The organism is Actinomycetospora sp. NBC_00405 (genome assembly GCF_036044095.1).
In the GTDB taxonomy this organism is placed as follows: domain Bacteria; phylum Actinomycetota; class Actinomycetes; order Mycobacteriales; family Pseudonocardiaceae; genus Actinomycetospora; species Actinomycetospora callitridis.
The window spans coordinates 5,261,407-5,288,060 of record NZ_CP107938.1; the positions used below are offsets into that span (position 1 = coordinate 5,261,407).

The window sequence follows — 26,654 nt, forward strand, 5'->3', positions numbered from 1 at the left end:
TTGGCGTCGTGCTAGGCGTTCCGTGTATCGTGGCGTTGTCTTCGGCTTACGGTGCTACGGGCGGGGCCATCGGTGTCGCTGTGGGGGAGTGGGCGACGGCTGTCATGCTAGGCGTCTTTCTCCTGCGTCTACGGCGCAGTTCTCCTGCGCATGCGTAAGCGGCGTAGGAGAATTGCGGGCAACCGGTCGATGAGCGGTCAGCACCGTGGACGTCCCGGTCCCTATTGTGTAGGCGTAAATCTTCTGGCGGTATGGGCGACGCCGACGACATAGTCGCCGTAGCCCGAGCTGGCCTGGCGTTCGCCGAGGGCGAGGGCCTGTTCCGGGGTGATCCAGTGCCTGATCAGCGCTATCTCCTCAAGGCAGGCGAAGCGCACGCCCTGGCGGTGCTCGAGGACCTGCACGTACTGGCTCGCCTCGATCAGCGACTCGTGGGTGCCGGTGTCGAGCCAGGCGAACCCGCGGCCGAGGTCGATGAGTCGGGCGTCACCGCGTTCGAGGTAGGCGCGGTTGACGTCGGTGATCTCGAGTTCGCCGCGCGCCGACGGGGTCAGGGTGCGCGCGATGTCGAGGACGTCGTTGTCGTAGAAGTACAGCCCGGTGATGGCCCGATTGGACCGCGGCGCCGCGGGCTTCTCCTCGATCGAGAGCAGTCGGCCGGTCTCGTCGGCCTCCCCGACGCCGTAGCGGCTGGGGTCGCGCACCGGGTAGCCGAACAGTACGCAGCCCTTCTCGAGCTCGACGACCGCGCGCTGCTCCGCGAGCAGCGCGGAGAACTGCTGGCCGTGGAAGATGTTGTCCCCGAGCACCAGGGCGGCGGTGTCGTCGCCGACGTGGTCGGCGCCGATGAGGAACGCCTCGGCCAGTCCGTTGGGCGCGGCCTGCTCCGCGTAGGAGAACCGCACCCCGAGTTCGCTGCCATCGCCGAGCAGCCGCCGGAACGCCGGCAGGTCCACCGGGGTCGAGATCACGAGGATGTCGCGGACCCCGGCCAGCATCAGCACCGAGATCGGGTAGTAGATCATCGGCTTGTCGTAGACCGGAAGCAGCTGCTTGGACACCGCCCGGGTCACCGGGTGCAGCCGCGAGCCGGAGCCGCCCGCGAGCACGATCCCCTTCACGAGCGGCCCCAGTCCGCGCCGGCACCCTCGATGACCGGTGCCCGGCCGAGCAGCGGGCGCCACCAGTCCTCGTGGGTCCGATACCAGTCGACGGTCGCCGCGATGCCCTCGTCCCACCCGATCCGCGGGGCCCACCCCAGCTCCGAGCGCAGCTTGAAGGAGTCGAGCAGGTAGCGGCGGTCGTGGCTGGGACGGTCGGGCACGATCGTCTTGAGGTCCGACCCGAGCCCGAGCGTGCCGAGCACCGCGTCGGCGATCCCCTCGACGTCGACCTCGTGCCCGGAGCCGACGTTGTAGGTCTCGCCCACCCGGCCGTGGTGGACCACCGCGTCGATCGCCGCGGCGTGGTCGTCGACGTGCAGCCACTCCCGGCGGTTCTTCGTCGACGCGTACAGCGGCAGCGGCTCCCCGGCCAGCGCCCGCGTGGTGAACAGCGGGATGACCTTCTCCGGGAACTGGAAGGGGCCGTAGTTGTTGGCGCAGTTGGTGATGCTGATCGGCACGTCGTAGGTGAGCCCGTAGGCCCGCACCACGTGGTCGCCGCCCGCCTTCGCCGCGTTGTAGGGCGTCCGCGGCCGGTACGGCGACTCCTCGGTGAACGACTCGTCGACGTCGAGGGGCAGGTCGCCGTAGACCTCGCAGGTGGAGATGTGGTGGAACCGGCCCACCCCGACCCGGCGGACCGCCTCGAGCAGACCCTGGGTGCCCATCACGTTGGTGGCGAAAAAGTCGCCGGGGCGCAGGATCGCCAGGCTGTTGTGCGACTCCGCGGCGAGGTTGACCACCACGTCCACCCCGTACGCCCGCAGCAGGTGCTCCACGAGCTCGGTGTTCGCGATCGTGCCGTGCACGAACTCCACACCGTCGAGACCCTCGACGTTCTCGCGCACCCCGGCGTAGGTCAGCGCGTCCAGCGCCACCACCCGATCCCGCGGGTGCTCCTGAAGCCAATAGCGCACGAGATTCGACCCGATGAAACCGGCCGCACCCGTCACAAGAAGCGAAGTCATCGTCCCCCCACTGCTCTCGATGTCGCTCAACGATGGTGCCTCAGCACAGATAGTGACAGCGCGTGGACGGAGAGTTATTTAGCGACTCGGCAGAGCCAGCGGGTCGAGGGGTCTCTAGGCCGACGGATAGGCGCCCTAGGGGCCTCTCTACGCTGCCTCCCATGCAGGCGCGAGAGCTGGCCGTGCCCGGCGCATGGGTCTTCACACCGCAGTCGTTCCCCGACTCCCGTGGGGCCTTCGCCGCTCCCTTCCAGGAGGTGCCGTTTCGGCAGGCCGTTGGGCACCCGCTGACCCTGGCTCAGGCCAACACAAGCGTGTCGCGGCGCGGGGTCCTACGTGGCTTCCACTACGCCGACGTTCCACCCGGCCAGGCCAAGTACGTCCAATGCGTCTCGGGCGCATTGCTCGACGTTGTCGTCGACACCCGAGTGGGGTCTGAGACGTTCGGGCTATGGGACGCCGTCCGGCTGGACCCAAAGACGATGGCGGCCACCTACTTGTCCGAGGGGCTCGGGCACGCCTTCCTGGCCCTCGAGGACCACACCGTCGCCAGCTACCTTTGCTCGACGCCGTACAACCCGGGCGCCGAGCACGGCGTGAACCCGCTGGACCCGGACCTCAAGCTCCCATGGGAGCAGTACATCGACGTTGCGGACCTCGTCCTGTCAGACAAGGACCGCGAGGCCCCATCCCTGACAGAAGCCTGCGAAGCCGGTGCGTTGCCGACTGTTAAGGCATGCCAGGCGAGGGCTGCCGAGCTCGCAGGCTGATTCGGCAGGTCAGCAGGGCGGTCGTGACCTAGAGGCGCAGCGGCCAGGTCGATCACGACCTGGATCGCCTGCCAGAGATGCAGGACGACGGTGTCGTCGGGGAGGATTTCGGCCACAGGTCCGCCGGGTCGGCCGGGAAATGTGCGGCGACCCGGTCGAGGTGCGCGAGGACGGTCGCAATGCGTCCGGCAGGGAGCTCGCCGTCGACGGCACGCCTCATCCGAGGAAGGCCAGGACGTCGGCCTGGGCGGCGCGGATGACCGCACCGGCGTCGCACGGCCTCGAGGCAGAACTCCTGAAACGCCTCCGGACGTGCTTCGAGCAACAGCACAGGTCGCGGGGGCGCGGCACCGCAACAGCGCGCTGGCGGGGCGAGGTCGACGAGGTCCGGTCCCGAGGACCCTGGAGAGCGCGACTACGAGGGAACCGGGTCCGGCGAGGGCGCGCCCTCGCGGTCTCCGCGAGGTAGACGAGGTCCCCACACCCCGCCCCGGAAGTCCCGACGATCTGAGAGGCGCGGGGCGAGCGTCAGCCGCGGGACGCTCCGCCGAGCTCGGCGGCGACCCGCTCGGCCATGGCCTGCGCGCCGAGGGCGTTGGGGTGGACGACGACCGGGTTGGTGCCGCCGACAGCGGGCTCGACCCAGCGGGTGCCGATCGGCCGGCACACGTCTGGTCCCCGGGAGGACTCGGTGACGTCGACGTAGGTGACGTCGGTGGCCTCGGCGGCGTGGCGGACGGCGTCGTTGAGGGTGGCCTGGATGTCGTTGATGTACGGAACGTCGCCGGAGGCCACCGGCATGACCGGGTAGCAACCCCGCTCGGCGGGGAGGATCTGCAGGTAGCCGGCGATCGCGACACGGGCGTTCGGGGCGGCGGCCTTCACGGTCTCGAGCGCGTCGATCAGGTCGGGGTACGTGACGTTCTCGATGGTGTCGGTGAACCGGTCCCCGTTCTGCTCCTCGCAGGGGTTGCCAGTCCCGGCGGTGGCCGCGGCAGCGGTCGCGCAGGCCTGGATGGTGCCGATGAACACGCCGCTGTCGTTGCCGCCGATGGTCATCGTGACGACGTCGGTCTCGTCGGAGAGGGCCTCGACCTGCGGGGGGACGCCGGGGTACTGCGCCTCGGTGAAGTGGCGGGTCTCGGCGGCGCCGCAGGAGACGTCGGTGAGGTCGTACCCCCACCGGTCGGCGAGCACGTGGCCCCAGTTGCGGGCCGACTGCAGGCACTGGGGCGGCGCGCCGGGCGCGGGCGGCAGGACACCGCTGGCCGCGCTGTAGCTGTCGCCCATGTTGACGTACTCGACGGCGCCTGTCCCGACGTGGCCCTCGTCCTCGCCGAGTGCGGCCGGCACGCCCAGAGCAGCCAACCCGACCGCGGCGATCACCGTCACGAGCCCGCGCCGCAGGAGTCCGATCGGTGCCACGGTGCGTCCTCCTAGGGCCCGACCCCCGTCGGCGCGGCGCGGGTCGCGCCGCCGGAGGGCCGCCTCCGCACAACGACGCGCCTCGGCGCCGGTCACGCCGGAGCTTTGGAGAGCCGCAGGTCACGGCGGTCCGCTCGTGCCACACTCGCCACCGTGACGTCCGACCTTCCGCTCGCGGAGCGCGACGAGATCGTGCGGCTCCTCCGGGACGCCGGGGCGCGCTTCGCCCTGCTGCACGGCAGCCGCGCGCGGGGGACGGCGCGTGTGGACTCCGACGTCGACGTCGCCGCCTGGTGGGGCGTGGACGCCCCGGCGTCCTTCGACGTCCTGCTCCCACCCGGCGTGGACCTGCTGGTGCTCGACTCCGCGCCGCTCGAGCTGCGGGGCCGGGTCGCCCAGCACGGGCTCCTGCTCTTCGACGACGATCCGCCCGCACGCGTGCGGTGGGTGGCGACGACCCGCAAGATCTACGCGGACGAGCGGCCCCGCATCGAGCGCAGCCACCGCGAGTTCGCCGAGAGCGTCCGCCGTGGTCGATGAGGTCCGCGTCCTGCGCCTGCTGCGTGCGGTGCGCGACGACGTGTCGCGCCTGCGCGCAGAGGCGTCGGCGGAGACCGCCCGACGACGTGACCCGATGTGGCTGCCGGGTATCAAGTACACCTTCGTCACGGCGATCGAGGCGTGCGTGGACGTGGCGCAGCACCTGTGCTCATCGGAGGGGTGGGGCCCGCCGGCGGACAACGCCGACGCGTTGCGGCAGCTGGCCCGGCACGGGGTCCTGACCGATGCGCTGAGCGAGCAGCTCGCCCGGGCCGTCGGCTTCCACAACGTCCTCGTGCACGAGTACGTGACCGTCGACGACACCATCGTGGTGCGCCGCCTCGAGGACCTCTCGGACCTCGACCGGTTCGTCTCCGCCGTCATCGACTGGATGCCGACGCCGACCTGACCCGCATCCGGATGATGACCTCGTCCAAGGTCTCGCGTCGCCCGGCGAGGGCGCTGCTGACTCCTCGCTGTCGGGGGTCGGTTCTAGAATCGAACACATGAGCGAATCGCGCCTGGGGGTGGTCGAGCGGGAGGCGCTCGAGCGCGCCCGCCTCGGCGAGATCGCCCGCCGACGGGTGGCGTTCGCCCGTCTCGAGCAGGTCGCCGAGCTCGAGGCGCTGGGGGTGGCGGAGCGGTCGGGAGATCGCACGACGGCACGGCTGCTGCAGGAGATGTGGCAGCTCGCGCCGTTCGTGGCGAAGCGGCTGGTCGCGGAGGCGGCGGACCTCTGTCCACGCACCTCGATCGCGGGGGAGGAGCTGCCGGCGCGGTTGCCGTGCACGTCCGCCGTGTCGGCCGCGGGCGAGATCGGCGAGGCCCACATCTCGATCATCCGCAAGACCATGGCCCGGCTGGACCGGGTGGAGAGCCTGCCCGTCGCCGAGTGGGAGGCGGCGGAGCGGACGCTGGCGCAGGAGGCGACCGTGTGCGGCCCGAGGGGACTGCAGGCGGTCGCGGATCGATTGCTGGCCCACCTCGACCCCGACGGCGAGGAGCCGCCCGAGGAGGACGCCGGCCGCGACGACGAGCTGCTGATCGTGCGACGCAAGAACGGCACGATCCTCTATCGCGGCCGGATGTCCGACCCGGTCGACGGGGAGGCCTTCCTCGAGGTGATCGACGATCTGTCCGCGCCCTCCGGGCCGGACGACCAGCGCGAGCTCAAGCGCCGCCGCGCCGACGGGCTCAAGGATCTCGTCGAGGACGCCCGTGGCCCCCACGGTGTCGCTGCCGACGCACGGCGCGACTCCGCCACCGAAGCCGAGGACGGGACAGGAGCGGAGGACGCGTGGGTCCCGGCGCCGCGACGCTTCAATGCGGGTGACCAGGCTTCGCGGCGGACCGACCGCCCCGGTCGCGCGCTGCTCACGATCACGATGGACCACCGGTGGCTGTCGCGGGCCCTGGCCGACCATGGTGGCTACGGCCTGCTCGATTCCGGCGCCCGGGTCCACCCGGGCACCCTGCGCCGCTGGGCCTGCGACGCGGAGATCGTGCCGATGGTCCTCGGGTCGAGGTCCGAGCCCCTCGACGTCGGCCGGGGGCAGCGCACCGCGTCCGACGCCATCCGCCGGGCGCTCAACGTCCGCGACGGAGGCTGTGCGTTCCCCGGATGCTCGCGACGGCCCCGTCGTTGCCAGGCGCATCACGTCGATCACTGGCTCGACGGCGGCGACACCGCGCTGGACAACATGTGCCTGCTCTGTCGCTTCCACCACCAACTGATCCACCACAGTCACTGGTCCGTGCAGATCATCGACGGTCGGCCGTGGTTCACCCCGCCCGAGTTCATCGACCCCGAGCGACAACCCCGACCCGGCGGGCGACCCCGCGTCCCACTCTGAAGCTCAGACGTCCCCGACGGGTGTGCGGCGCGCTGAGTGACGTCGCCGGCTACCCGAGCATCGGAGCCCGGAGGCAGGCGAGCTCGAACTCCCGTCGCTCGTCGATCTCGCGCTGCGCCCTGCCGAGTCGTGCGTCGGCGTCGCGGACGTCGTCACGGAGCCGGTTCTCGTCGGCGGCGGCCTTCGCCTGCGCGACCGTGGTTTCCTCGAGGCGGGCACGGACCCCCAGGAGACGGGCGAGCAGCTCCCGTACCCGCTCGCTCTGGCCGCCCGCGGCGCGGGCGGTGTGGACGCGCCCGGCGAGGCGGCGCTCGAAGTCCTGGAGCGCAGCGAGCTGACCGTCCAGGTGGCGGCGGCGTGCCACGGCGTCGTCGAGCCGGATCGTGAGCAGGTCGGTCGTCGTCGACATCGGATCCCCCGAGATCAGGTGGTCTTTGCTCGACCATCGACGCCGCGAAATCGGGCGTTACGGGCGCGGAGGCATCGCGACGGTCACGAAGTTCCTCCTCGGTGCGCGGTCGGAGCGTCACGAGCGACCGTCACTTGTGAACCCATTCGGGCTACTTCACTCCTTCGTGTGACAAGACCAGACGTATCAAACGGAGGTCGCGGTGACGATGAGTGGTTGATCGGGCTTCACGAGGAAGCCCCGCCGACCCCCGGTCGGTGACTCGGGGGGTCAGCCATGAACAGTGTGGAGTCAGGACGAGAGACCGCGGAGCGCTCGCCGGTCTTCGTCGACGCGAGCGGGCGCCGGCGTCGCGGCGTCACGGTGCTCGGCTACCTCGGCGCCTCGGCGTGCACCGCCTACCTCGCGGCCTTCGGCATCACGCTGAGCACGCACGCCGGCGTCATCGACGCGTCCGGCGTCGGCCTCGCGCCGTCGCCGTCGATCGACGACGGGGGTGGCGACGAGTTCGACGACGTTCCCGTGGACGTCGTCGTCCCGGTCGGCGCGACCGGACGTCACGGCGTCACCGATGCCGCGGTCGCCACGCACGCGTCGCAGAAGAGCACGTCGCGGCATGCGCCGGCAGCGGGCGGGCGGCACGCCGCCGCTCCGCACGTCACGACGCCGATCCACCGCGCAGCGGCGCCGCTGGTCCCCCTCCGGGTCGTCCGCGGCCCTGCCTCGGCCGCTGGGGGAGCCGCGCCCGCGAGCTCCCCGCGACCCACGACCCCGCACGGCGGCAGCGTGCCGGGGACCCCTCATTCCACGCCCGACACGTCACCGACCACCGGTGGCTCGGGCGGGAGCTCTTCGTCGGGCGGCGCGGGCCCGACGACGGGCAGCGGGACGTCGGGGAGCGGGACGTCGGGGAGCAGCGGCACCGGGGGAACGGCCGCGGGCAGCGGCACGACCACCGACACCACCACCGACACCACCACCGAGACGACGACCCCGACCGGCTCCGGAACCGGGACGCCCGCCGTGCTGGACATCGGCCCCCTCACGACCTCGACCGGAGTCTGACCGTGGCCAGCCACCGCTCCTCAGCACGCCGCGGCCGCACCGCTGCGCCGGCGCGCCACCCGCACCGCGCGGTGGCCCCCGGCGGCGGATGGAAGCGCCTCGCGCCCCGGCCCGGCGTGCTGTTCCTCGTGGTCGCCCTGCTGATGTTCAGCTGCCTGCTGCTGGTCCACGGGCTGGCCCGCTCGCAGGTCGGCGTCGACGCCACCGGCGCGGTGCCGACCGAGGAGGCCCACGACGAGGTCCCGGCGGCCATCACCGACGGCGGACCGATCGTCGACGCTCGCGGCGCCACCCCGGTGAGCGCGCGCATGCCGGCGAAGACGATCTCGCTGACGTTCGACGACGGGCCGGACCCGGTGTGGACCCCGCAGGTCCTCGAGGTCCTGCGCCGCCACCAGGTCCCCGCGACGTTCTTCGTCGTCGGCTCGATGGCCGCCCAGCATCCGCAGCTGCTGCGCGACATCCGCGACGCCGGCTCGGAGGTCGGCCTCCACACGTTCACCCACCCCGACCTCTCCGCGGCGTCGGACGTGCGCATCGACCGCGAGCTCACCGAGACCCAGCTCGTGCTGGCCGGGGCCCTGGGCGAGTCGAGCTACCTGCTACGCCCGCCCTACTCCTCGACCGCCGACGCGGTGGACAACGACGCCCTGCGCTCGTTCCGCACCGCCGGCGCCGACGGCTACCTCACTGTGCTCTCGGACACCGACAGCGAGGACTGGCAGCGTCCGGGCGTCGACGCGATCGTCGCCAACTCGATCCCCGCGAACGGTGCGGGCGGGGTCGTCCTGCTGCACGACGCGGGCGGCGACCGGTCCCAGACCGTCGCCGCCCTCGACCGGCTCATCCCGCAGCTGCAGGCCCAGGGCTACCGCTTCACCACCCCGGAGACGGCGGTCGGTCTGCCCGCCGACAACCGTCCGGTGTCGACGGTCCACCACCTGCTGGGCGCGACGCTGATCGGGCTGGTCGCCGTGGCCGGCGTCGTCGTCGACGTCCTGACCTGGCTGCTGCTCGTCGTCGGCGTGCTCGTCGTGCTCCGGCTGGTGCTCATGCTCGTCGTCGCCGTCCGGCACCACCGGCAGCGGCACCGTCCCGGCTTCTCGTGGGGACCGCCGGTGACCGAGCCGGTCTCCGTGATCGTCCCGGCCTACAACGAGAAGGAGAACATCGCGGCGACCGTCCGCTCGCTGGTGGCGAGCGAGCACCCCGTCGAGGTGCTGGTCGTCGACGACGGCAGCACCGACGGGACGGCCGAGATCGTCGAGGCGCTGGCCCGGACGATGCGGCTGCCGAACGTGCGGGTGATACGTCAGGCCAACGGCGGGAAGCCCGCCGCGCTCAACGCCGGCATCGCCCACGCCCGTCACCAGCTCATCGTCATGATCGACGGCGACACGGTGTTCGAGCCGGCGACGGTCGGGCGCCTGGTGGCGCCGTTCGCGGACCCGTCGGTCGGCGCGGTCGCGGGCAACGCCAAGGTCGCTAGCCGTCGCGGATTGATCTCTCGCTGGCAGCACATCGAGTACGTCATGGGCTTCAACGTCGACCGCCGCGTCTACGACGTCCTGCGCTGCATGCCCACCATCCCCGGGGCCGTCGGCGCGTTCCGGCGCTCGGTGCTGCTGGAGGTCGGCGGGGTCAGCGACGACACGCTCGCCGAGGACACCGACCTCACCATGGCCATCTGCCGCAGCGGGTGGCGCGTGGTGTTCGAGGAGCACGCACGGGCCTGGACCGAGGCGCCCGCGACCCTGGGTGAGCTGTGGCGGCAGCGCTACCGCTGGAGCTACGGGACGATGCAGTCGATGTGGAAGCACCGTCGCGCGGTGCTCGAGACCGGCGCGTCCGGTCGCTTCGGCCGGGCCGGCCTGGGGCACCTCGCGGTGTTCCAGGTGCTGCTGCCGCTGCTCGCGCCGCTGGTCGACATCTTCCTGATCTACGGGCTGCTCTTCCTCGACCCGGTGACGACGCTGATCGCGTGGTCGTCGGTGCAGGCGATCCAGCTCGTCGCCGCGGTGATCGCCTTCCGGCTCGAGCGGGAGCCGCTGCGCGTGCTGTGGCTCCTGCCGCTGCAGCAGATCGTCTACCGGCAGCTGATGTACGCGGTGGTGATCCGGTCGATGGTCACGGCGGTCGGCGGCATCCGGCTGGGGTGGCAGAAGCTGCGCCGTGTCGGTGGGCTGGAGGACCTGCTCCCGGCCGCGCCGACGGCGGCGGAGCCGAGGACGACGGAGATTCCGCGCGAGCAGCTCGTGGTGCTCAGCCGGCGGTGACCCACGTGGTCGGCGCCACCCCCGTCACCGCCGCCGGCGGTGCGGGCCCGTGACCAGCACCGCGGCACGGGGCAGGGGGTGCCAGCGGCCCGGGAGCAACGGTCGCAGGGTGCGCACGGCTTGACCGGGCCGGGGTCGCGCGTGACGGTGTCGGTGACCGCCACGGGACGGCTCGGCCCCGGCGGTCCAGCCTGCACCCGATGCCCGCAGTGGCGTCGACGGAGGACGGCTCATGACCGCTCGGACCCTGGACCGGCCGGACGCGACGGTGTCGTACTGGGTCGAGGGGCCACCGCACGCGGCGACGGTGCTCCTGCTGCACGGCGCGGCCCTCGACCACCACGCGTGGCGACCGCAGGTCCGTGTCCTGCGCGACCGCTACCGCGTGGTCACGGTGGACCTGCGCCACCACGGGGCGTCGACGGCCTCCGGTGCTTTCCGCTTCCACGACGCCGTCGACGACGTGCTGGCGCTGCTCGACGCGCTGGCACCGGAGCCACTGGCGCTGGTCGGCCTGAGCCTGGGCGGCAACATCGCGCAGGAGGTCGTGCGCCGCGACCCCGAGCGCGTCGACGCCTTGGTGGTGGCCGACGCGACCTGCAACAGCGGGGTCCGTCTCCCCGCCGAGAACGTGGCTGCGCTCGCGGCCGTGCGCTCCCTGGCCTGGTACCCGCGCCGGCTCTTCCTGCACGCCGCCGGCCGCGTCACCGCCCGGGACCGCGACGCGCGCCGATACGTCCGGGACGCCACCGCGGCGATGCCCCAGGGGACGACCGTCGGCGTGCTGTCGTCGCTGGTCTCGGACGCCCTGCGCGCCGAACCGGGCTACCGGCTGCCGGTGCCGACGCTGCTCGTCCACGGCGACGGCGACCGCGTCGGCGACATCGCCGCAGGTGCGCGGCGCTGGGCCCGTCGCGACCCCCGCGTCGAGCTCGTCGTGATCCCGTCGGCCTCGCACCTGAGCAACCTGGACGCCCCCGAGGCCTTCACCGGCGCGCTGGTCGACTTCCTCGACCGGGTCGTTCCCGTCCCGACCCCCAGCGAGCCGGCCGAGCCGCCCGACGGTCCGCTCCGGCGTCTGCGCGCGGCCGCCCGCGCGTGGTGGACGCGTCGGCGGCACGCCCTTGCTCGCGTCAGGATCCGGACGTCGCGAGCTGCTCGTCGAGCCAGGCGAACATCCGCTCGTGGGTGAGCAGCCGGGCCATCGGCTGGCAGTGGATGTTCGCGCCCTCGGCGGCCAGGAACCGCACGTGGTGCGAGCCGGGCACGAGGTCGGCCAGCTGCTGGGCCTGACCGGGCCAGAACTGCTCGTCCTCCGGGTCGGTGACCATGAGGGGCGTGCATATCGCGTCGGCCAGCTCCGGGGTCAGCCGGTAGCGGCGGGCCTCGGTGAAGGTGTCGAACCAGTCGTCGCACCGGAAGGGGCGGGCGCGGGAGCGCAGGGTGCGGGCGACCGACGGCATGAGAAGCGGCAGCCGCATGTTCCGGTTGAACTTCTCCCGGTCGCCCTGCTCGAGCATCGTGACCATGCTCGCCGGCAGGCGTTCGGTCCACGCGGTCGACACGTCGACCACCCCGGGGTCGGCGACGGCGGCGACGAGGCGGTGCTCGAAGGCGAGGGCACGCGGTAGCCAGTAGCCGGCCTGGCTGATGCCGTAGCCGGTCAGCCGGTCGGCGTCCACGTCGTCGCGCGCGACGAGCGCGTCGACCACCGGGGTGAGGACGGCCTCCCAGTCCGGACGGAACCCGACTCCGCGCTCGAAGAGCAGGGACTGCTGGCCCGGCCCGTCGTAGACGAACGCGTTCCATCCCCGCTCCAGAGCGGCCGCCGCCCCGCTGCCCCACAGCGAGGTGACCGGACCGTCGCTGCCGTTCGTCATCACCAGCGTCGGGCGCGCCCTGCCCGAGGCGTCCGGGCGCAGCAGCCAGCCGGGCAGCGTGGTGTCCTCGTAGGGCACCGCGACCCGCTCGTGACGCCCCGCCGAGCAGTCGACGAACCGTTCCCAGCTCGCGCGGTGGGCGCGGAAGGCGGCGGTGAGGCGCTCGGAGTCCTCGTCGCCGGTGAGACCGTCGAGGGCGAGGGCCCCGTAGCCGGCCGCCCGGAGGAACGCCGCCGCGGCGCCGCGCTCGTCGCCCCGCTGGGCCCGTTGCTCGGCGGTGCCCCCGAGCTGCTCGGCGCGGGAGGACCACTCCGGGGTCCAGCTCTTCCCGCCGTGGATTCGGGCGACGGTCGCGAGCACCTCGCCCGCGTCGGCGCCGCCGGAGGCGCACTGGCCCAGCGCGATCCGGACGGCGAAGTCCCACCCCTCGTCGGCGAAGAACCCCGCCGAGAACACCGTGTTCGATCGACCTCGGGCCACCCGTCCACCTCCACGCGCTGGGATCGAGCCATCGTGGCGGGGACGGCGTCCCTCGGCCAACCCGGTGACGTGTCGGGCCCCTCTCGATGCTCGATGGAGTGAAAGGGAGTCCTCGAGCTGCTCGGTCATGGTCCCTCGCTTAGCGTGATTACGCCGAACGACGCAGAGCCACTGGCTCGAATGTCGTAACTCAGCGCGTATCGCGTTCGGCAGGAAAGCGATGCCGGTGGGGGGAACCGAACTCGTGGCCGAGAACATCGGTCGGCTGGCCGAGCCGTTGTCGGGGCAGGGCGCCGTGCCCTCCGTCGTCGCGCCACCGCCCCGACCCGCAGGGCGGTGGTCGCGCTGGGGGCTGCAGGCCTGGATGCTCGTGCTGCCGGTCGACGCCCTCATGGCCGTCTCCCCGGCGCTGTGGTTCCCCCGCCACATCCTCCCGCTCGCGCTGACCGCGGTGCTCACGGTGCTGGCCTTCTCGGTCGGGGGCCGCTACCGCGCCAAGCTCCATCTCAGCGTGCTCGACGAGCTGCCCAGCATCGTGAGCCACCTGCTCGTGGTGATCGCGATCGTCGGCACCCTGCGCGCGCTCTGGTTCCTGGCGGTCGACCCGACGGCGATCACCTCCCGCGACAACGCGGGCACGGTCGCCCTGGTGCTGACGCTCCCGGTGATCGTCCACGTGGTGCTCGGCCGCTGTGCCACGACGAGCGCCCTCCTCTGGGCCCGGCGCCGGAGGCTGGTGGCGCACCCGACGATCCTCGTCGGCGGGGGCGTGACGGCCGCCGAGCTGGCGACCCTGCTGCGTCGCCACGCCCGCTACGGCCTGGACGTCGTCGGATTCGTCGACGACTGCGACCGCTCGGAGGCGATGTTCGTCGTCCCCCGTCTCGGCCCGGTGTCCGCCCTGAGCGAGGCCGTCGCCACGTACGGGGTCGACGTCCTCCTGGTCACCGGTGGGCATCGCAGCGACCTCGAGCTCCTCGCCCTCCTGCGCGAACCCGACTGCGCGTCCTGCGACATCCTCGTCGTCCCGCGCCTGTACTCGCTGCACACCCAGACGGGCGTCGCCGACCACATCGGTTCCATCCCGGTCCTGCGGATCCGCCGGCCCTCCCTCAACGGGCTCGCGCGGGTGGTCAAGCGGATCACCGGCGTCGTGCTGGCGGGGACGGCGCTCCTCGCCCTGTCGCCGCTGATGGCGCTGTGCGCCCTGGCCGTCCGACTCGAGGGCGGTCCGGGCGTGATCTTCCGCCAGGAGCGCGTCGGTCGGGACGGCCGGCACTTCCAGTGCCTGAAGTTCCGGTCGATGAAGCCGACCACGGAGACGGAATCGGCCACGCAGTGGAACATCGCCCAGGACCATCGGGTCGGACGGGTGGGCCGGTTCCTGCGGCGCACGTCCCTCGACGAGCTCCCCCAGCTCTGGAACATCGTGCGCGGCGACATGGCGCTGGTCGGCCCCCGCCCCGAGCGTCCCCACTTCGTCGAGCAGTTCTCCGACCGGTACATCGACTACGGGCCCCGGCACCGGGTGCCCGTGGGACTCACCGGCCTGGCCCAGGTCAGCGGTCTGCGGGGGGACACCCCCATCTCCGATCGCGCCCGCTTCGACAACTACTACGTCGAGAACTGGTCGCTGTGGCTCGACGTCAAGGTGCTGCTGCGCACCGTCTCGGAGGTGCTCCTTGCCCGCGGACGGTGACAACGGTCGCGGCGTCCCGGTGGCCCGGTCCGCCCCGACGTTGCTCGACCACCTGCATGTCCTGCGCGCACGGTGGTGGTGGGTCGCGCTCGGGGTCGTGCTCGGCCTCGCCGCCGCGCTGCTGGTCGTGTTCGTCGTACCTGCCACCTACAGCGCCCGCATCTCGCTCTACGTCGCGGCGCAGAGCGGGGGCGACAGCGCCGAGGCCTACCAGGGTGCGCAGTTCTCCCAGGCCCGCGTCATCTCCTACGTCGAGCTGGTCACCCGCCCGCGCGTGACCAAGGCGGTGATCCGCGACCTCGGCCTGGACACCACGCCGGACGAGCTCGCCGAGGACCTCACCGCGTCGAGCGAGCAGGACTCGGTGCTGCTCGACGTCACCGTGTCGAGCCACGACCCGCAGCAGGCCGTGCGGATCGCCAACGCGGTCGGCCAGGTCCTGCCCGGAGCGGTCGAGGAGCTCGAGCGTCCGCTGCGCCCGGGCGCGGTTCCGCCGGTCAGCGTGCGGGTCGTCGAGCCCGCCGACTCGGCGGAGGTCACCTCGCCCGCGTGGCCCGTCCCGGTGGCGTTCGGGCTGCTCGGCGGGCTCGTCGCGGGGGTCCTGCTCGCCCTGGCCCGGAACGCGACCGACACCTCGGTGGCCTCGGCGCGCACCGTGCGCGAGACGACGGGCCTCCCGCTGCTGGCCACGACCTACGCCGAGTCGGTGCCCGCCGACGGCGCGGCTGCCTTCGTGCCCGCCCGCGACGCGCCGCGCTCACCCACCGCCGAGGCCGCGCGTCGGCTCCGGACCAATCTGCAGTACGTCGACGTCGACCATCCGCCACGCGTCCTGGCCGTGACCAGCTCGGTGTCCGGCGAGGGCAAGACGACCCTCGCCTGCGACCTCGCCGTGGCGCTCGCGGCCGGCGGGAGCCGCGTCCTGCTCGTCGAGGCCGACCTGCGACGGCCCGCGGTGGCCGAGCGCTTCGGCCTGCCACGCGCGGTGGGGCTGACCGGCGTGCTGGCCGGACGGGTGGAGGTGGGCGACGCGGTGCAGCCGACGGCGGCGGGTGTCGACGTGCTCGCCAGCGGGCCGCTCGTCCCCAACCCGAGCGAGCTGCTCGCCTCGGACCGGATGCGCCGCCTCGTCGCCGAGATGGGGGAGCGCCACGACCACGTCGTGATCGACACCGCGCCGCTGCTCGCCGTCAGCGACGCCACCGCGGTGGCACCGCTGGTCGACGGCGTCCTGCTGCTGTGCCGGTCGGGACGGACGTCGCGGACCGAGCTCGCGCAGTCCGCCGACACCCTGCGCGCCGTGTCGGCGCGGGCCTTGGGGGCCGTGCTCACGATGGCGCCCGCGCGATCGGCGCCTGCCGACGCCGGCGGGTACGGCAACCTGCCGGCCTCCCCGTCCGGCCCGGGCCCGGCCGTCGTCTCCTCCCGGCCGTCGCCCCGGGTGCGGGTGCACGCCAGACCCGAGCACGCCGGACCCGAGCACGCCAGACCCGAGCACGCCGGACCCGAGCACGCCAGACCCGAGCACGCCGGACCCGAGCACGGCGGCCCCGGGCACCGGGCCGACCGCCTCGCAGATCGGAGCCGCTCGTGACCGTGGACGCCCGCCTCCGCCGGCTCCCGCCCCCGGCGACGGGCACCGCCCCGCTCCCGGGCCGCGGACTGCTCGTCCACGAGTGGCTCGCGCGCACCGGCGGCTCGGAACAGGTCTTCGAACGCCTCGTCGACGACTTCCCCGAGGCCGACGTCCTGTGCCTGTGGGACGACCGTCGGGACCGGTTCCCCGGCCGTACGGTGCGCGAGACCTGGCTGGCCCGGACACCCCTGCGTCGCCACAAGGCGCTCGCCCTCCCGCTCATGCCGCTGGTGTGGTCGCACCGGATGCGCGGCTCCTACGACTGGGCGGTCGTGAGCACCCACAGCTTCGCCCACCACGTGCGGTTCTCCTGCGCCCCGGGCATGCGCAAGATCCTCTATGTCCACACGCCGGCCCGCTACGTGTGGGAGCCGGACCTCGACGCCCGCGGCGGCAGCCGCGTCGCCCGGGCGGCGAGCCCCCTGCTGCGTGCCGTCGATCGCCGCCGGGCCGCGGACGCGCACACCGTCATCGCCAACAGCCAGTACGTGGCGCGGCGCATCGCGCGGACCTGGAGCCGGGAGGCGAGCGTCGTCCACCCGCCCGTCGAGGTGGAGCGGATCGCGTCGGAATGCGACTGGCGGAGCCGCCTCAGCGGGCGCGACGCCGGGACCGCCGCGGCACTCCCGCACGACTTCGTGCTCGGCGCCTCGCGCTTCATCCCCTACAAGCGACTCGACCTCGTGGTCCGCGCGGGCGAGGCCGTCGGTCTCCCGGTCGTCCTCGCCGGCGGGGGCCCGGAGGAGGGGCACCTGCGCGAGATCGCTGCCGCGGCCCGGGTGCCGGTGCACCTGGTCGTCGACCCGTCCGACGCCCTGCTCTACAGCCTCTACCAGCGCGCGAGGGTGTTCGTGTTCCCGCCCATCGAGGACTTCGGGATCATGCCGGTCGAGGCGATGGCCACCGGTACGCCGGTGGTGGTCAACGCCGAGGGGGGTGCCCTGGAGACCCTCGCGGGGCGGCCGGTCGGTGCCGTCTTCGACGCCGCCTCGCCGCGCTCGCTGCGGGAGGCGGTGGACACCGCGTCCCGGCTGCCGCGGGCTCCGGTCGCCGAGCACGCCCGACGCTTCGACGCCCGCGTCTTCGACGCCGCCATGACCAGCGCGGTCGCCGGCGCGGTCACCGGGTCCTGATGCCTGTCTGATGCCACTGCGCCTCGCCCTCCACCCGGGGGTGCTGCTGCTCGCGCCCGTGCTGCTCAGCGCGCTGGCGTGGGCGGTGCCGGGCGGGTCCACGACGTTGCGCGGGTTCTCCCAGCGCGCCGACGTCTCCCTCGGCGGGCTCGTCGTGCTCGCGGGGTGGTACCTGCTGTGCACCGGGCTGCTCGTGCTCGGTCACCGGTGCGGGGCGGCGGCGCCGCAGCCGGCGGTGCTCGCGCGGTTCGACCACGACCCGGTGCTGGAGCGGCGGCTGTTCCGGCTGGTCGCGGTCGTCGCCGTCGCGGGGGTCGGGTACTCGCTGGTCGTCGCCGCGTCCACCGTCGACGTCCTCGCCGCCCTCGAGGGCAGCACCGGCAACGACCTCAAGGCCGCGCTCGGCGGCGCCGCCGGACCGGCGACACTGCGCTACGCGACCGCCCTCGCCGCGCCCATGGGGATCCACCTCTGGCGACGGGGACTCGTCGGTCCGGCCGAGGCGGCGGGCAGCGTGCTCCTGCTCGCCGTCAACGCGCTGTTCGCCTCCCGGCTGGCCGTGCTGATGGCCGTCGTCGTGTACCTGTTCCTGTCCTGCTCCCGCCGGCCCGGAGCGCGGGTGCGCTGGTCGGCTCTCGCCGTCGCCGGCCTGGTGCTGTTCGGCGCGCTCACCGTGCTGAACTCGCTGCGCAACGAGAACTACTACACCGCCCAGGGCGTCGACAGCCCGCTCGCCGCCAACGGCTACCAGCTGCTGACCTACCTCGGCGCCCCGTTCCAGGTGTCGCTGGGCGTCGCGGACGCGATCGCGAGCGGTCGCTACCCGGAGCAGTACGACGCCGCGCACGCCGTCGGGTTGTGGGTGCCGACGTTCCTGCGCGCGCCCCAGGACGCCGAGCAGACGCCCGACGGCTACGTCCTGCGTCACGAACGCGGCGACGACTTCGTGATCGCGACCGACGGGTTGCCGCGCGCCGGCGAGCGGTACGCCTCGACCGTCGACGTCGCGAACACCCTGACCACCAACTCGGCCTTCGCCGACGTGCTCTCCGACTACGGCTACGTCGGGCTGCTCGCCCTCGCGCTGTCCACGGCCGTGATCGGCGCGCTGCTCGGACACCTCGCCCGCTACCGGTCGGTCGTGGTGGCCGCGGGCGGGGTCGTCGGGTACGGCGTGGCCGAGCTCTGGCGGACCTTCCTGTTCAGCCAGGGGATCGTCGTGTTCCTGCTGGTCGCCGTCCTCGGGGGCGCGGTCGTCGTCGCGGCGACGAGGACGCCGTCGTCCCCTGCCCCGATCCCGCTCGAGAGGGCCGTGTAGATGATCTACGTCGACGATCGCCGGGCCGGCGACCACGGCATCGCGCGGTTCGCGCGAGAGGTGCTAGCCCGGCTGCCCGCCCGGGTCGGGGCACCCGTGCGTCGCCTCCCGGTGACGGGGTCCGCGACGACGCCACTGGACTGTGTGCGTGCCGGACGGCTGCGCCCCGGTCCGCGCGACGTGATCGTCAGCCCTGGGTCCAACGCGGGAGTTGCCCGGGCGCGCCAGCTGGTCACCGTGCACGACCTGATCCACCTCGACGACGGCTCGCGTCTCAAGGAGCTCTACTACAAGCGGGTGGTGCGGCCGCAGATCGTGCGGGCCGGACGGGTGCTCACGGTCTCGGAGGCCTCCCGCGCGGCCATCGAGGAGTGGTTGGGGGGTCGGGCCCCGGCCGTCGACGTCGAGGTCGTGGGCAACGGCTGCTCGCCCGCCTTCACGCCTGACGGTGAGGCCGAGGTCTTCTCCCGCCCGACCTTCACGCTGGTGAGCAACGTCAAGGCGCACAAGAACGTCGAGGTGGTGTTCGCAGCGCTCGCACGGTGCCCGGACCCGGGGCTGGTGGTCGTGGGGCCGTCGCCGGACGCCATGACCGAGCTCGCTGGCCGGGCCGGCGTGGGCGACCGGGTCGAGGTGCGCTCCGGGGTGACCGACGACGAGCTCGCCCGCCTCTACCGCGGCAGCGTCGCGCTGCTCATGCCCTCGATCCGCGAGGGCTTCGGCCTGCCCGTGCTCGAGGCGATGTCGTGCGGCACCCGCGTCGTGCACTGGGCCGGGTGCGCGCCGGTGGCGGAGATCGCCGCCGGTACGGGCTGCGCCGTCGAGGTCGCCACCGACCCCGGCGAGTGGGCGGAGGCGATGGAGAAGGCGGTGATCACCGGCGGGCGCCTGCGCATGCCGGCGGCGTGGGTCTCGCGCCACGACTGGGACCTCGTCTCCGACCGGGTGGCCCGGGTGGTCCGGGAACTCGCGTGAGATCGGCGCTCGTCCGGCTGCTCCTCGGCCAGGTGACCGGGCAGCTCTGCCTCGTCGCCGCCGTCCCGGTGCTCACGCGACTGGTGGATCCGGCCGAGATGGGTCTGTTCCAGATCGCCGCGGCCGTCGCCGTCGTCCTGCAGCCCGCGGCGACGCTGTGCCACGAGTTCCGCATCCCGGTGGCGGACACACGCGGGCAGGTGGCCGGGCTGCGGCGGGTCGGTCTGGCCGCCCTCGGGGCGGTGGCGGGGCTCGGAGTGGTCGTCGCGGGTGGGGCGGCGCTCCTGGGGGCGGCCGACCCCGCGGTGGTGGCGCTGACGACGGGCCTGCTGCTCCTGGCCTACGGCGGGACGGTGCTGGACAACGCCGTCCTGATCCGGGAGGAGCGCCGGTCCGCCCTCGCCGTGCGGAACCTGCTCAGCGGGGTGCTCGGGGCCGGCCTGCAGGTCGCGGCCGGAGTGCTGGTCGGCTCGGCGGTGGCCCTGGGGACGGCGGTGCTGGTGGGGAGGCTGGTGGCGATCGCCGTGACCCGGTCACCGGGTGCGGGCAGCGCGCCGGGCGGTGTCGCGCTGTCCCCGCGCGACACGCTGGTGACCGTCGGGGCCCAGTCGATCTGGGTCCTGTCGATGCAGACGATGACCCTGCTGACGGCCCCGTTCTTCGGTGTCGCGGCGGCCGGGTACGTCGGACTCGCCCAGCGCATCGCCGGCGCGCCCACCGCCCTGGTGGGCCAGGCTCTGGGGCAGGTGGCGCAGAGCCTGCTCGCGCCCCACGTCCGCGCTCCCCGCGGCGAGCTGCGCCGCGCGGTGCTGCGTCAGTTGGCCGTGCTCGGCGGGGGCGCCTCGATGGTCGCGGTGGTCCTCATCGTCGCCGCGCCCCGCTGGGCCGGAACGGTGCTCGGGGCGGAGTACGCCGCGGTCGGCACCGTGACCGCCGTCCTCGCCGTGCCGTTCGCCCTACAGATCACCACGGCGCCCCTCGTCCCTCTGCTGATCATGATCGGCCGCCAAGGTGTGCTGTTCCGCCTCCAGGTCGTCCGGGCCGTCGTCGCGCTGGCCGCCGTGACGGGAGGGGCGCTCGTCACGGGGGACTTCGTCACGACCTGCCTGCTGTACGCGATCAGTGAGACCGCGTGCTACGGAGGGTGTCTCGTGGCCGTGCTGCGGGAGGCCGGCCGGGTCGACGCCGCGACGGTGCAGGTCCGGCCCGCGAGCCCGGGTGAGCCCTGCGAGGGATCTACGACGGGGGGCTGAACCGTCTCCCGGCGAAGGTCCGACAACGGCCGAGACCCCGCTGTCGAAGCCGGCGGCGGGGTCACGGTGTCGTGCAGCAGGTGCGCGCGCTCAGTCAGTTCAGCTGGTGCCGGCGCCACGCGTACACGCCCGCACCGGCTCCGGTCAGGCCGAGCGCGGTCATGCCGGCCACGGCCAGCCCGATGTGCCCGCCGGCGGACGAGCCGTCTCCGGCGTCGACCCCGCCCACGGGGTAGTCGGACTCGTCGGCGGTGTACTCCACCTCGGCGGTGTGCTCAACGTCGGCGGTGTCGTGTGATGCGGCGCCGTGCCACTGGCCGCCGTGCCACTCGCCACCGTGCCACTCGCCGCCGTGCCATCCGACCTGCGTGACCTGCTCGTTCACGACCTCGACGTTCACGTCGTCGTGGCCGCCGGAACCGGAGTCGCCGTGGTCACCGTGGTGGCCGGCGTCGTGGTGCTGAGGCCCGTGCGGGTCGTGACCCGGGGCGGGCTCGGCCGGGGCGGGCTCGGGGCGCTCGCAGGTGATGGCGTCGACCGCCGCGCGAGCCTCACGGACCTCGGCCTGCTCGGTGTCGAGCGCCGACCGGGCCGCGGCCAGCCCCGTCCGAGCCGCGTCGACCGCGTCCTCCGCGTCCCCGAGCTCGGCGATGGCCTCGTTCGCCTGCTGCACCGCCTGGTTCGCCTCCGACAGGGCGCTGCTGGCGGCCTTCTTCACCGAGACCGCCTCTGCGGTGGCCTCGCGGGCCGCCTCAAGCCGGGACTGCGCCGCCTGGATCGCCTCCTGGCGCTCGGCGCGCTGCTCGGCCGTGTCCTTCGGCAGCGCGTTCGCCGCCCGCACGGCGGCCTGCGCCGCCGACTGCTCGTCGCGGGCCTCCCGCTCGGCCTCTTGTGCGGAGTCCAGCTCGCCCCGGGCCGCCGCGACGGCGGCCTCGAGGCCGGGCAGGGCGCGCCGCGCCTCCCGGGCGGGATCCTGCGCGGCGTTCCGCGCGGAGACCGCGTCCGCCAGCGTGGTGCGGGCTTCGGCGAGCGCGGCCTGGCCGGGAGCGATGTCGGCGCGCTGCCCGTTCAGGACCTCCACCGCTTCGGCACGGCGGGTCTGGCACTCGGTGAAGGTCTCCGCCGCAGCGGTGCCGCCGAAGAGGGGCAGGACGGCCACGGCGAGGGTCATCCCGCCGACAGCGGCAGCGGTGGGCCTGCGGTGCTTGCTCACGTGAGGGTGCTCCCAGCTCTCGATGGTTGATCGCGTGTTCCGCAACCAGGCCATCGGGCAGGCACTACGACTCGTTATCACCAATAGACGCAGAGTCACCCGTTCGTGGAACGATCCCTCGACATGGAACCGCGTGGGACGGCGCCCTCCCGGTGCTATGCGGGGAGGCTGAAGCGTCCGCCGGCGAAGGTCCAGGCGAGCGGCGCGTCCAGGTCGAACCGCTGCTGCTGCAGCAAGGTCTCCAGGGTGTCGACGCGGGGGATCGACTCCCGCCAGACCTCGGTGGTCTCCTCGTCGACCGGGTTCTCGAGATCGGCCCTCCGGACCTGCAGGAACGTGCGCAGCCACGCGACGGGCTCCGCGCCCTCCGCCTTCGCGTTCGTCTGCCTGATCAGCGCGTCCAGGCCGTCCGGGGAGCCGAGGCCGTGCTGCACGGCGGTGTCGAGGATGACGAGCTGGCCCAGGGCGGTGGTCTGGCCGGTACGCCGGGCGCGGTCCATGCCCGGGCGGAAGTACAGGTCGTCGTAGACGGCGTCCTGCGCGGCGTTGAGGCGCGGATCGGTCTGCGATGTCGTGCGCCAGGCGTCCTCGAACCCGTCGAGGCCCTTGGTGCTCGACCCGTCGCCGCCGTCGGCCACCTTGGTGTCGATGGCCCTCAGCGCGGGGAGGTACCGGCTCACGGCGGTGTCGTTGCCGGCCGTTGCGGCGTAGCGCTGCACGACGAGCAGGAGGTCGTGGGTGCCGCTGGTGAAGCCGGCCCGGCCCGCGGTGATGCCGCGACCGTCGTCGAGGCGGTGGGCAGCGGCGTACGGCAGCTCGATCGTCGAGTTCTCGAACGTACTGATGACCGCCTCGGCGACGCGTCGGCGGTCCGGGTCGGCGAGGCCCGGGAGGCGCTCCGGGTGGCCGGCGGCGGCGTCCGTCGCCCCGCACCCGCTGGTGACGGCCCACCCCGCGAGCCCGGCGAGGACCAGGAAGCCGCGTCGGTTCACCGGCGCGACGGTAGGCCATCCCGCGCAGCGGGCGGCCCATCGGACCTCGGCACGCTAGAACGGTGGCTCGTCGTCGTAGCAGCTGCGGGTCGGGATGGTGGACGTTGGACGGACCTTCTGGGTGAGTTTCTGGAACCAGTCGGGGTCGATGTCGTCGTGGATGTCGGTGCGGTCGTCGGACCAGCCGTCGTCGGGGAGGGGTCGGGGCGCGGTGGCGGGACGGGGCGTCGGGAGTGGCTCGGTGATCCGTTTTCGGGTGGCTGGTGTAGGTGATGCCGGCGCGGGTGCGGATGACGAACCGGCCGGCAGCGGGCTGCCGCACCGTCCAGCCGGCGTGGTGTTTGGCGCGGTGGTCGTGGGTGCACCAGGCGCCGAGGTTCCAGGACGAGGTGGGCCCGCCCCGGGCGTGGGCGAGGGTGTGGTCGAGGTCGGCGTTGTGGGCGGGGCGCCGGCACCAGGGTGCGACGCAGTACCGGTCGCGGACCCGGATCCAGCGGTCGAGCTCGGCGCCGGGCCGCCGTCGTGCCCGGTCCTCGGGTCCGGCGTCCTGGTCGGGTGGTGCGCCGGGGCGCCCGAGCTCGGCGAGCCGTTGCTGCAGTTCTCGGAGGAGTGGCGCCCAGTCGGGGTGGTCGTCCGGGTCGAAGGCGGCGAGCACCGTCGTCGGGACCTGGAGCTCGACGATCGATGCCCTGCGTCCCCGCACCCGATGCCGGCCGCGGGGGCCGGGAGGTCGGCGCCGGGCGAGCAGGACGTGCTGGAGTCGGCCCTGGTCGTCGGTCACCACCACACGCCACTCGCCGTCACGGTGTCGCAGGGCGAGCGTGCGGGCGTCCCCGGCGAGGACGGCCCCGTAGCCGGGGACGCTGCCGGGGTGCTGGTCGAGCCCGAGGGCGGTGGTGAGCCGCAGCCGCACCTCGACGCAGCCCTCCCGGATCCGGCCCGGGCCGGTGTCGGGTGGGTCGAGCGGCACCGCGGGTTCGGGCGCGTCAGGCAGGTCGGGGAGATCGAGGACGCCCTGCTCCGACGGTGACCGCGGCGCGGGCACGGTCGAGACTGGGCCGTTGTCGTCCGGGCCGTCGTCGTCGAGGCCGTCGTCATCGGGGCCGCCGTCGTCGTCGGGGCCGCCGTCGTCCGGGCCGCCGTCGTCCGGGCCATCGTCATCGGGGCCGTCGTCACCGGTGTCATCGGGCTCGTCGTCGGGGTCGTCGGGGGTGTTGTGCGCGTGGTGCTCGGCGGCGAGCAGCAGGGCGATGGTGCGGTCGTCCATGCCGGCGGTGGAGCCGTCGAGCAGCCGCATCCCGACCTGCAGGCGCAGCTGGTTGATCGGGACCAGGACCCCGAGGTGGCGCACGGCCGCGGCGAGCGCGTCGATGCGGGCCCGGGAAGCGATGCCATCGGGGGCGGGCGCGTCGCAGAACGACAGGTTCGCGGTACCCGACGGGGTCGGCGAGAGGATCACCCGCGCCCGGGCCTCGGCGCGCTGGCGGCGCCGCTGGGCCCACTCCGGGTCCAGCGCCGTCGCGACCTGCTCGATCCGCTCGATCAACGCCCCGACCGGCAGCTCCGGCGCCTCGGGCAGCACGATCCGGCACACCTGGTGGGCGTGGTCGTCGGCGAGGTCGCGGGTCTGGTCGCAGATCGTGCGGGCCTTGGGTTCGTCGAGCCACCCGGCGTACAGCGCGTCGCCGACCTCGGGCAGCCGCTCCTGCAGATCGTCGGCCAGGTCGAGCTTGCGGCTCGACATGGTGCGCGACCAGCCCAGCTGCGCCGAGACCTCGTCGCCGGAGTACTCGTCGCACGCCGCGAGGCGCTCGGTGCGCCCGTCCTGCGCCCGGCCCAGATGATGGATCGCCTCGAGCAGCTCGGCGGTCGCCCGGTTCTGCAACCGCCACCGGCCCCGCACGTAGGCAGCGAGGTCCTCTCCGGTCAACGCGGCCGGGGAGAGAGATTCGAGAGCAGCGGCCAGCTCCGCGCCGGGCGCGACAGCGTCCAGCTCGGCCACCAGGCCGACCCGGACACCGTAGTCGATGCTCACGAGAAGAACGCTAGCCCCGACCCCCGACAGTGACGGCCCACCGAAGGCTCTCGCGAGCCCCAGCGAGCATCACGGAAAGATAACGATCCCCTGCTCGGCAGCAGTATCAGCGACGGCCGGCTCCAGGACCGCGCCCGAGTGCGCGACCCTCCGTCGACACGGTGCGCGACCGGTGTTGGCTGTGCCCCACACCGAGGACAGGAGAGAGCGATGCGCCGGAACCGAAGCGTCTCGTTGGGCACCGTCATCTATCTGATCATCGGTCTGGTGGTCGCGCTGTCGAACGGCTACGGGATCACCGATCTGTCGTCGCTGCTGTCCTTCCTCCTCGCGCTGTTCCTCTGGCCCCTGGTGCTGCTGGGCATCGACCTGCACCTCAGCCTCGGGATGTGACGTCCCGCGGCGCGGTCGCGCGCAGCGTCAGCGACGTCCGGCGCCGCTCGCGCGGGCCGTCGACGGCGTGCAGCGGCCGCCCGTCGGAGAGCCCGGCCAGCCCGGGACCGCGCAGCAGGACCAGGCTCCCGGCGTCGGCGTCCCACGCCTGCGCGGTCGTGCCCTCGCGGTCGATGCAGTGGCGCAGCGTCGCCGACCCCTCGAGCGTGAGGATCGCGACGAGGTGGCGGTGGCGGCGCCCGTCGAGGTGGGTCGAGATGCCCGAGCTCCCGGGCGCGTAGCGCTGGACGGTCACCTCGTCGGGCTGCCACGCGGGCACGTGCGGAGCGGTCGCCGCGACCACGGCCCGGTGCAGGGCGTGCACGGCGGGGCGGGCGGTGATCTCGTCGCCGACCAGGACGAGGTGCTCGCCCTGCTGGCGCACGCGGTGCGGTCCTTCCACCGACGGCAGGGCGACGTAGTGCTCGGCGTCGAGCTCGGCGAGGACGTCGCGGCGCAACCCCTCGGGGATCACGCCGGGCTCGTGGGCCACGCCGTCGCGGGCGACGCTGTGCAGCGCCGGGCCGAGAACCCGGGCGAGCGAATCGGTCATGCCGCCGGGATACCCCGTCCTGCACCCGGCTCCGGCGGCGCCCCCCTCGCCGCCGGAGCCGGGAACACGGAGCCCGGTGCACGACGCCCCCCGCGTCGTCCCCCGACACACGCCCCCCGCCGTGTGCACCGCGCTCCGCGGCCCTGATGGACGTCACCCCGCCACGTGCACCAGCACCAGCGGGAGGTCGTCCGGATCGTGGAACACGAGGTAGGCGTAGGGCTCCGGAGCACCGACGTCGACGACGCCGCCGTGGGTCACCCCGAGCCCGTCGAGCCAGCCCGCCCAGGTGTCGAGCTGCGACCGTGACGCCACCGAGAAGGCGGTGTGCGACGGCGGCTGCCCCTGGCCGGCGCGCTGCAGCCGGATCGCGACCCCGGAGTCGGGATCGGACAGCAGGACGCCGTCGATCTCCTCGTCCTCCGGGCACCGCGTCCCGGCGTGGGTCAGCCCGAGCACGCGCTCGTACCACGCCGCGCTGGCGTCGAGGTCGCGGACGAGGGGGGCGTAGTGGTGGAAACCCGTGAACGCCGGCCGTTCGCTCGTCGATGCGTTCATCGCCACCCCCTCCCCCCGTGTACTCCCC

Annotated in this window: 25 protein-coding genes; 16 read left to right on the plus strand and 9 right to left on the minus strand. The window is 73.5% G+C overall.

Translation table 11 applies throughout. The features are described from left to right. Window positions 1-221 precede the first annotated feature (221 nt). Complete coding sequence (rfbA, locus tag OG774_RS25960) at window positions 222-1,121, minus strand: glucose-1-phosphate thymidylyltransferase RfbA (RefSeq protein ID WP_328305216.1); 900 nt, start codon at window positions 1,119-1,121, stop codon at window positions 222-224. Next, the gene (gene rfbB, locus OG774_RS25965; RefSeq protein WP_328305217.1) at window positions 1,118-2,131 is read right to left on the minus strand and encodes a dTDP-glucose 4,6-dehydratase; all 1,014 of its coding nucleotides are present in this window, start codon (window positions 2,129-2,131) and stop codon (window positions 1,118-1,120) included. Before rfbB ends, rfbA begins: the two co-directional genes overlap by 4 nt. Window positions 2,132-2,292: 161 nt before the next feature. Here rfbB and OG774_RS25970 point away from each other — a divergent pair, with 161 nt between their 5' ends. After that, the gene (locus tag OG774_RS25970) at window positions 2,293-2,901 is read left to right on the plus strand and encodes a dTDP-4-dehydrorhamnose 3,5-epimerase family protein (RefSeq protein ID WP_328305218.1); all 609 of its coding nucleotides are present in this window, start codon (window positions 2,293-2,295) and stop codon (window positions 2,899-2,901) included. Window positions 2,902-3,429: 528 nt separating this feature from the next. Here the strand turns inward: OG774_RS25970 and OG774_RS25975 are convergent. Further along, a complete protein-coding gene (locus OG774_RS25975; protein ID WP_328305219.1) occupies window positions 3,430-4,326 on the minus strand; it encodes an SGNH/GDSL hydrolase family protein in 897 nt (298 codons plus the stop codon). Window positions 4,327-4,479: 153 nt separating this feature from the next. Here OG774_RS25975 and OG774_RS25980 point away from each other — a divergent pair, with 153 nt between their 5' ends. From OG774_RS25980 to OG774_RS25990, 3 genes are all read left to right on the plus strand, one after another. Further along, window positions 4,480-4,866, plus strand: a complete 387-nt coding sequence (locus tag OG774_RS25980; protein WP_328305220.1) for a nucleotidyltransferase domain-containing protein — start codon at window positions 4,480-4,482, stop codon at window positions 4,864-4,866. Continuing rightward, window positions 4,856-5,275: a type VII toxin-antitoxin system HepT family RNase toxin gene (gene hepT / locus OG774_RS25985; protein ID WP_328305221.1), complete on the plus strand. Its 420-nt coding sequence runs from the start codon at window positions 4,856-4,858 to the stop codon at window positions 5,273-5,275. The genes OG774_RS25980 and hepT overlap by 11 nt, the downstream gene beginning before the upstream one ends. A gap of 97 nt (window positions 5,276-5,372) precedes the next feature. Next, entirely contained in the window at window positions 5,373-6,719 is a 1,347-nt protein-coding gene (locus OG774_RS25990; RefSeq protein WP_328305222.1) for an HNH endonuclease signature motif containing protein, read from the plus strand. Window positions 6,720-6,768: 49 nt separating this feature from the next. On the opposite strand, the gene OG774_RS25995 is transcribed toward OG774_RS25990, so the two are convergent. Continuing rightward, entirely contained in the window at window positions 6,769-7,128 is a 360-nt protein-coding gene (locus OG774_RS25995) for a hypothetical protein (protein WP_328305223.1), read from the minus strand. A 276-nt stretch (window positions 7,129-7,404) separates the two neighbouring features. On the opposite strand from OG774_RS25995, the gene OG774_RS26000 reads away from it, so the two are divergent. The 3 genes from OG774_RS26000 to OG774_RS26010 all read left to right on the plus strand — a co-directional run bounded on the left by OG774_RS26000 (window position 7,405) and on the right by OG774_RS26010 (window position 11,661). Then, the gene (locus tag OG774_RS26000) at window positions 7,405-8,193 is read left to right on the plus strand and encodes a hypothetical protein (protein ID WP_328305224.1); all 789 of its coding nucleotides are present in this window, start codon (window positions 7,405-7,407) and stop codon (window positions 8,191-8,193) included. A gap of 2 nt (window positions 8,194-8,195) precedes the next feature. Next, window positions 8,196-10,469 carry a bifunctional polysaccharide deacetylase/glycosyltransferase family 2 protein gene (locus OG774_RS26005; protein ID WP_442873914.1) on the plus strand — a complete coding sequence of 758 codons (2,274 nt, stop codon included), beginning with the start codon at window positions 8,196-8,198 and terminating at the stop codon, window positions 10,467-10,469. 232 nt (window positions 10,470-10,701) lie between these two features. Next, window positions 10,702-11,661, plus strand: coding sequence for an alpha/beta fold hydrolase (locus OG774_RS26010; protein WP_328305225.1), 960 nt, complete (start codon window positions 10,702-10,704; stop codon window positions 11,659-11,661). Here the strand turns inward: OG774_RS26010 and OG774_RS26015 are convergent. Then, entirely contained in the window at window positions 11,603-12,829 is a 1,227-nt protein-coding gene (locus tag OG774_RS26015; protein ID WP_328305226.1) for an alpha/beta hydrolase family protein, read from the minus strand. The genes OG774_RS26010 and OG774_RS26015 overlap by 59 nt on opposite strands. Before the next feature lie 244 nt (window positions 12,830-13,073). On the opposite strand from OG774_RS26015, the gene OG774_RS26020 reads away from it, so the two are divergent. The 6 genes from OG774_RS26020 (at window position 13,074) to OG774_RS26045 (ending at window position 20,843) form a co-directional block, all read left to right on the plus strand. Further along, window positions 13,074-14,528, plus strand: a complete 1,455-nt coding sequence (locus OG774_RS26020) for a sugar transferase (protein WP_328305227.1) — start codon at window positions 13,074-13,076, stop codon at window positions 14,526-14,528. Further along, window positions 14,512-16,122, plus strand: coding sequence for a polysaccharide biosynthesis tyrosine autokinase (locus OG774_RS26025; RefSeq protein ID WP_328305228.1), 1,611 nt, complete (start codon window positions 14,512-14,514; stop codon window positions 16,120-16,122). Before OG774_RS26020 ends, OG774_RS26025 begins: the two co-directional genes overlap by 17 nt. Further along, window positions 16,119-17,297 carry a glycosyltransferase gene (locus OG774_RS26030; protein ID WP_328305229.1) on the plus strand — a complete coding sequence of 393 codons (1,179 nt, stop codon included), beginning with the start codon at window positions 16,119-16,121 and terminating at the stop codon, window positions 17,295-17,297. Before OG774_RS26025 ends, OG774_RS26030 begins: the two co-directional genes overlap by 4 nt. A 10-nt stretch (window positions 17,298-17,307) precedes the next feature. After that, window positions 17,308-18,615 (plus strand): hypothetical protein, encoded by a 1,308-nt coding sequence (locus tag OG774_RS26035; RefSeq protein WP_328305230.1) that lies wholly within the window; start codon window positions 17,308-17,310, stop codon window positions 18,613-18,615. Between the two features lie 237 nt (window positions 18,616-18,852). Continuing rightward, the gene (locus tag OG774_RS26040) at window positions 18,853-19,590 is read left to right on the plus strand and encodes a glycosyltransferase (protein ID WP_328305231.1); all 738 of its coding nucleotides are present in this window, start codon (window positions 18,853-18,855) and stop codon (window positions 19,588-19,590) included. After that, window positions 19,587-20,843 (plus strand): lipopolysaccharide biosynthesis protein, encoded by a 1,257-nt coding sequence (locus OG774_RS26045; RefSeq protein WP_328305232.1) that lies wholly within the window; start codon window positions 19,587-19,589, stop codon window positions 20,841-20,843. The genes OG774_RS26040 and OG774_RS26045 overlap by 4 nt, the downstream gene beginning before the upstream one ends. Before the next feature lie 94 nt (window positions 20,844-20,937). Here the strand turns inward: OG774_RS26045 and OG774_RS26050 are convergent, their stop codons facing one another. Then, window positions 20,938-22,056, minus strand: a complete 1,119-nt coding sequence (locus OG774_RS26050) for a hypothetical protein (protein ID WP_328305233.1) — start codon at window positions 22,054-22,056, stop codon at window positions 20,938-20,940. Window positions 22,057-22,211: 155 nt separating this feature from the next. After that, window positions 22,212-23,048 carry a chitosanase gene (locus tag OG774_RS26055; RefSeq protein WP_328305234.1) on the minus strand — a complete coding sequence of 279 codons (837 nt, stop codon included), beginning with the start codon at window positions 23,046-23,048 and terminating at the stop codon, window positions 22,212-22,214. 406 nt (window positions 23,049-23,454) lie between these two features. Between OG774_RS26055 and OG774_RS26060 the strand changes: the two genes are divergently transcribed. The 3 genes from OG774_RS26060 to OG774_RS26070 all read left to right on the plus strand — a co-directional run bounded on the left by OG774_RS26060 (window position 23,455) and on the right by OG774_RS26070 (window position 25,476). Next, window positions 23,455-24,078, plus strand: coding sequence for a hypothetical protein (locus OG774_RS26060; protein ID WP_328305235.1), 624 nt, complete (start codon window positions 23,455-23,457; stop codon window positions 24,076-24,078). A gap of 192 nt (window positions 24,079-24,270) precedes the next feature. After that, the gene (locus tag OG774_RS26065) at window positions 24,271-25,116 is read left to right on the plus strand and encodes a hypothetical protein (RefSeq protein ID WP_328305236.1); all 846 of its coding nucleotides are present in this window, start codon (window positions 24,271-24,273) and stop codon (window positions 25,114-25,116) included. 177 nt (window positions 25,117-25,293) lie between these two features. Next, the gene (locus OG774_RS26070) at window positions 25,294-25,476 is read left to right on the plus strand and encodes a hypothetical protein (protein WP_328305237.1); all 183 of its coding nucleotides are present in this window, start codon (window positions 25,294-25,296) and stop codon (window positions 25,474-25,476) included. On the opposite strand, the gene OG774_RS26075 is transcribed toward OG774_RS26070, so the two are convergent. Both OG774_RS26075 and OG774_RS26080 read right to left on the minus strand, forming a co-directional pair. After that, on the minus strand, window positions 25,460-26,068 hold the full coding sequence (locus OG774_RS26075) for a hypothetical protein (protein WP_328305238.1): 609 nt from the start codon (window positions 26,066-26,068) through the stop codon (window positions 25,460-25,462). The two genes, OG774_RS26070 and OG774_RS26075, sit on opposite strands and share 17 nt — an antisense overlap. 153 nt (window positions 26,069-26,221) lie before the next feature. Beyond that, complete coding sequence (locus OG774_RS26080) at window positions 26,222-26,626, minus strand: VOC family protein (RefSeq protein WP_328305239.1); 405 nt, start codon at window positions 26,624-26,626, stop codon at window positions 26,222-26,224. Between the last annotated feature and the right edge of the window lie 28 nt (window positions 26,627-26,654).